This window comes from Bradyrhizobium sp., assembly GCF_049512235.1.
Taxonomy (GTDB): Bacteria; Pseudomonadota; Alphaproteobacteria; order Rhizobiales; family Xanthobacteraceae; genus Bradyrhizobium.
The window spans coordinates 1-5,062 of sequence record NZ_JBEKXH010000469.1 but is presented as its reverse complement, the minus strand read 5'-3'; the positions used below and the strand labels follow the sequence as shown (position 1 = coordinate 5,062).

Sequence of the window (5,062 nt, the reverse complement as noted above, 5' to 3'; positions counted from 1 at the left end):
CTCGTGATCGCCCTCTTCTTCTCGATCGATCATCCCATCGACATTCCATCGAACGTTGGATTGACTATATTAAAGGTCTGAAACTGAGGTGAGCGCAATGGCCCGATATATCGGTCTTATCCATAAGGACGCCGAGAGTCATTTCGGCGTTTCATTTCCGGATTTTCCGGGCGTTGCCACGGCTGGAATCGATCTCGATGACGCCCGAGCCATGGCCGAGGAAGCGTTGGCCTTTCATATCGAAGGCATGGTGGAGGACGGCGAAGCCATTCCCGGGCCGTCCAGCCTCGAAGACATCATGGCCGATCCGGACAATCGATCCGGTGTTGCCATCTTGATTGCTGTCAAAACAGAAGCGCCGAAAGTGATGCGGGTGAATGTGACGTTGCCCAGCGATATTCTGGAACAGATCGACAGATATGCCGAAGCTCACGGCCTTTCCCGATCCGGCTTCCTGGCCCAGGCCGCCAAGAAGGCGATGGTTGAGGCGGCTTGACGCTGGCTGTTCAACGCAAGGACGATGCTCTTCACTCAGTCACTTTTGGGCCAGCCGTCAAAACTATTGAATCGGATCTGGTTCTCCCCTCCCCCCGCGAAGCGGTGGGGAGGGGTCGGGGGTGGGGGGTCTATCGGCAGCAACCGCTGCTTCGGTGAACGCCGCGCCACCCCCCACCCCCGACCCCTCCCCACCACGCGCAACGCGCGTGGGGGGAGGGGAGCTTGTGACCTCACGCTGAGTTGCCCACCGGTGGCGCCGACCCATGGACGGACTGCCTACGAAATCCGAGGCGGTTATTTTGACGTCTGTCCGCAGTCGTAGGGTGGGTTGAGCTCTTCGCGAAACCGACCAATTCCGCCGCTGCGATGGGTTTCGCGACCAGTTCGGACATGCGTCCGATCTGGTCACTCTACCCATCCTACACGTGATCAGCTTCATGGAATCGGTCGTCTGGTCGGAAGTTGCTTCCGTCTAGTGGCGATGGAAGTTGCTGTGCGCCGGATCCCCGACGAATTCATTAGATTGCGTGCTTTGGCAAGGCCAGTTACCCGCCTCTACCATTCGCGAACACCCGGCTCGCCAGCACATCGACCGCCTCCAGCGACATGATGTCGTCGGCGGTCAGCACGCGGTCGAGATCGGCGACCAGGCGGTTGGCCTGGCGCAGCCGCATGCGGTCGAGCGCGTTGCGGATCGAGCGGGCGTTGGAGAACAAGGGCTGGGCCTTGCGCAGCGCGATATAGCGGGTGAAGGCCGCGCGCGCGTCGGCCGAGAACTTGTAGTTCATGTCGTGCAGCATCAATTCCGCGATCGAAAGTAACTCGTCGTCGGAATAATCCGGAAAGTCGATGTGGTGGGCGATGCGGGAGCGGAAGCCGGGATTGCTGGCGAAGAACTTGTCCATGCGGTCGCCATAGCCGGCCAGGATCACCACCAGGTCCTCGCGCTGCGATTCCATCACCTGCAGCAGGATCTCGATCGCCTCCTGGCCGTAGTCGCGCTCGTTGTCGGGCCGATGCAGGTAATAGGCCTCGTCGATGAACAACACGCCGCCCATCGCCTTTTTCAGGATTTCCTTGGTTTTGGGCGCGGTGTGGCCGATGTACTGGCCGACCAGTTCGTCGCGGGTGACCGAGATCACCTGGCCGCGGCGCACGAAGCCCAATTTGTGCAGGATGCTGGCGATCCGCAGCGCCACCGTGGTCTTGCCGGTGCCGGGATTGCCGGTGAACGACATGTGCAAGGTCGGCACTTCCGAGGTCAGGTTCATGCGCTTGCGGATGCGTTCGATCAGGAGCAGCGAGGCGATCTCGCGAATCCGCGTCTTGACCGGCTTCAGCCCGATCAGTTCGCGATCGAGCTGATCGAGCACCTCGCCGATGCCGACTTCATTAAACTCGCGGCGCAGGTCGACCCGCTCGACCGGGGCGGGTTCGCTTGCGCCTGGTACGGCCGCAACTGGACCAACAGAGTTCATTTTGCACCGTAGCGTGTGCCCTCGGGGCTATTGTCGACGGCATAGGATTTCGTGGTGTAGCGGATGTTGCGGCCGACGCCCTCATGGCGTTCAAGGGCAAAACCGGGCTCGTGTTTCGGCCGGTTGACGATGAAGGACAGCCGCACCGATTCCCAGCCGTGGCTGGAATCGAACGCCGACAGCCTGATGTAGCGGTCGCCATAGACCTTGCGGCATTCGTTCAGTTCCATCAGCACGCCGGCGGCGTCGCGCAGATCGAACATCGGCAGCCCCCACATCTCCCAGAGATTATTGCGGGGATGCGGATCGTCGGTGAATTCGAGGTTCACCGCCCAGCCCTTTTCGAGGGCATACTGCACCTGGCGCGTGATCTGCTCGTCGGTGAGATCGGGCAGGAACGAAAAACAGCCTTGGGTAATGCGCATGGTCATATTCCTTACATCGAGACGCTGGCGGTGGGCGCGTAGTCGGGCATGTCGGTGGATTCATAGTTGAAGGAGACATCCTTCCAGACCTCCAGCGCCGATTTCAGCGGCGTGCAGGTCTGCGCCGCCTTGGCCAGGATCTCCGGCCCTTCGTGCAGATAGTCGCGGCCTTCATTGCGCGCGAGAATCATCGCCTCCAGCGCCACCCGGTTGGCGGTGGCGCCGGCCTGGATGCCCATGGGATGACCGATGGTGCCGCCGCCGAACTGCAGCACCACGTCCTCGCCGAGATGGTCGAGCAGCTGATGCATCTGGCCGGCATGAATGCCGCCGGAGGCCACCGGCATCAGCTTGTTGAGGCTGGCCCAGGGCTGATCGAAGAACACCCCATGTTCGAGCTGCATCGGATTGAAGTCCTCGCGGCAGATATCGTAGTAGCCGCGCGTGGTGGCGGGGTCGCCCTCGAGCTTGCCGACCACGGTGCCGGCATGGATGTGATCGACGCCGGCAAGCCGCATCCATTTCGCGATCACGCGGAACGAAACGCCATGGTTGCGCTGCCTGGTATAGGTGCCATGGCCGGCGCGGTGCAGATGCAGGATCATGTCGTTCCTGCGCGCCCATTTGGCCATCGACTGGATCGCGGTGTAGCCGATCACGAGATCGATCATGATGATGACCGAGCCGAGTTCCCTGGCGAATTCGGCACGCTCATACATCTCTTCCATGGTGCCGGCGGTGACGTTGAGATAGGTGCCCTTGATTTCGCCGGTGGCCGCCTGCGCCTTGTTGACGGATTCCATGCAATAGAGATAGCGCTCGCGCCAGTGCATGAAGGGCTGCGAGTTGATGTTCTCGTCATCCTTGGTGAAGTCGAGCCCGCCCTTCAGCGCCTCGTAGACCACGCGGCCGTAATTGCGGCCGGACAGGCCGAGCTTCGGCTTCACGGTGGCGCCGAGCAGGGGACGGCCGAACTTGTCCAAACGCTCGCGCTCGACCACGATGCCGGTCGCCGGGCCCTGAAAGGTCTTCACATAGGCCACCGGCAGCCGCATGTCCTCGAGCCGCAGCGCCTTCAGCGGCTTGAAGCCGAACACATTGCCGATGATGGAAGCCGTGAGATTGGCGATCGAGCCGTTCTCGAACAGATCGAGGTCATAGGCGATATAGGCGAAATATTGCCCCGGCGAATTGGGCACGGGATCGACGCGGTAGCATTTGGCGCGGTATTTTTCCGCAGCCGTCAGCCGGTCGGTCCACACCACGGTCCAGGTCGCGGTCGAGGATTCCCCGGCCACCGCGGCCGCAGCCTCGATCGGATCGACGCCGTCCTGCGGCGTCACCCGGAACAACGAGATGATGTCGGTGTCCTTGGGCTGGTAATCGGGCTCCCAGTAACCCATTTTCTTGTATTCCATGACGCCGGACCTGTAACGATCCTTGCCTCGGATGGTCATCGATTGTTCGTTCATGGGTTTCTCCTTGCAGAATGGGCGACCGGCTCGCCCGGACTTTCAGATCTCTTCTCGTTCAGGCTGTTCTGGTTACTCGGCGGCGACCGCGATGTCGCCAAGACGCGGGTCGAGCGCGCCGGAGCGATAGCGCCGCGCCATTTCCGACAGCGGGACCACCTTGATCCCGGAGGCGTGGCCCGCGGTGCCGAACTGCTCAAATCGCTCGCGGCACAGGTCGCGCATCGCGTCCATCGCGGGCTTCAGGAATTTGCGCGGATCGAATTCGCTTCTGTGCTGGCTTGCGACCTTGCGGAAGGCCGCGGTCATCGCCAGCCGGCAATCGGTGTCGATATTGACCTTGCGGACGCCGTGCCTGATGCCGCGAACGATCTCCTCGACCGGTACGCCCCAGGTCTGCGGCATCTCGCCGCCGAATTGATTGAAGATGTCCTGCAGCGGCTGCGGCACCGAAGAAGAACCATGCATCACCAGATGCGTATTTGGCAGCCGGCGGTGGATTTCCTCGACCACGGTCATGGCGAGGATATCGCCGTCGGGCTGGCGCGAGAACTTGTAGGCGCCGTGCGAGGTGCCCATCGCGATCGCCAGCGCGTCGACCTTGGTGGCGCGGACGAAATCGACGGCCTGGTCGGGGTCGGTCAGCAACTGGTCTTGGCTGACCTTGCCTTCGACGCCGTGGCCATCCTCCTGATCGCCGCCGCCATGCTCGAGCGAGCCGAGCACGCCGAGTTCGCCTTCCACCGAGGCGCCGATCCAGTGCGCCATCTCGACCACGCGGCGTGTAATATCGACGTTGTAGCCGTAGTCCGCCGCCGTCTTGGCGTCGGCCTTGAGCGATCCGTCCATCATGACCGAGGTAAAGCCGTGCTGAAGCGCGGTGGCGCAGGTCGCCTCCTCGTTGCCGTGGTCCTGGTGCATGCACAGCGGAATCTGGGGATACATCTCTTCCAGCGCGTCGATCATCTTCGCCAGCATGATGTCGTTGGCGTAGGAGCGGGCGCCGCGCGAGGCCTGGATGATGACGGGCGCATCGACGGAAGCCGCCGCGTCCATGATCGCGAGCCCCTGCTCCATGTTGTTGATGTTGAAGGCCGGCACGCCGTAGTCATGCTCGGCGGCATGGTCCAGCAATTGCCTCAGGGTAATGCGTGCCATCGATCTCTCCCTATCGTTGTCGGCTGTGCCG

At 62.1% G+C, this 5,062-nt stretch carries 5 protein-coding genes; 1 reads left to right on the top strand and 4 read right to left on the bottom strand.

Going from position 1 to position 5,062, the window contains the following annotated elements:
- The first annotated feature begins 97 nt into the window (after positions 1–97).
- Positions 98–496: a type II toxin-antitoxin system HicB family antitoxin gene (locus ABSG20_RS29635; protein WP_423868015.1), complete on the top strand. Its 399-nt coding sequence runs from the start codon at positions 98–100 to the stop codon at positions 494–496.
- 547 nt (positions 497–1,043) lie between these two features.
- Here the strand turns inward: ABSG20_RS29635 and cbbX are convergent.
- The 4 genes from cbbX to fba form a co-directional block, all read right to left on the bottom strand.
- Positions 1,044–1,976, bottom strand: coding sequence for a CbbX protein (gene cbbX / locus ABSG20_RS29630; protein ID WP_423868014.1), 933 nt, complete (start codon positions 1,974–1,976; stop codon positions 1,044–1,046).
- A complete protein-coding gene (locus ABSG20_RS29625; RefSeq protein ID WP_423868013.1) occupies positions 1,973–2,401 on the bottom strand; it encodes a ribulose bisphosphate carboxylase small subunit in 429 nt (142 codons plus the stop codon). Before ABSG20_RS29625 ends, cbbX begins: the two co-directional genes overlap by 4 nt.
- Positions 2,402–2,412: 11 nt before the next feature.
- A complete protein-coding gene (locus ABSG20_RS29620) occupies positions 2,413–3,873 on the bottom strand; it encodes a form I ribulose bisphosphate carboxylase large subunit (protein WP_423868012.1) in 1,461 nt (486 codons plus the stop codon).
- 72 nt (positions 3,874–3,945) lie between these two features.
- Entirely contained in the window at positions 3,946–5,031 is a 1,086-nt protein-coding gene (gene fba / locus ABSG20_RS29615; protein ID WP_423868011.1) for a class II fructose-bisphosphate aldolase, read from the bottom strand.
- Positions 5,032–5,062: the final 31 nt, after the last annotated feature.

Excerpts from the sequence above, each read along its gene's own strand:
- ABSG20_RS29635 (WP_423868015.1), top strand. The coding sequence starts at position 98 with ATGGCCCGATATATCGGTCTTATCCATAAGGACGCCGAGAGTCATTTC.
- cbbX (WP_423868014.1), bottom strand. The coding sequence starts at position 1,976 with ATGAACTCTGTTGGTCCAGTTGCGGCCGTACCAGGCGCAAGCGAACCC.
- ABSG20_RS29625 (WP_423868013.1), bottom strand. The coding sequence starts at position 2,401 with ATGCGCATTACCCAAGGCTGTTTTTCGTTCCTGCCCGATCTCACCGAC.
- ABSG20_RS29620 (WP_423868012.1), bottom strand. The coding sequence starts at position 3,873 with ATGAACGAACAATCGATGACCATCCGAGGCAAGGATCGTTACAGGTCC.
- fba (WP_423868011.1), bottom strand. The coding sequence starts at position 5,031 with ATGGCACGCATTACCCTGAGGCAATTGCTGGACCATGCCGCCGAGCAT.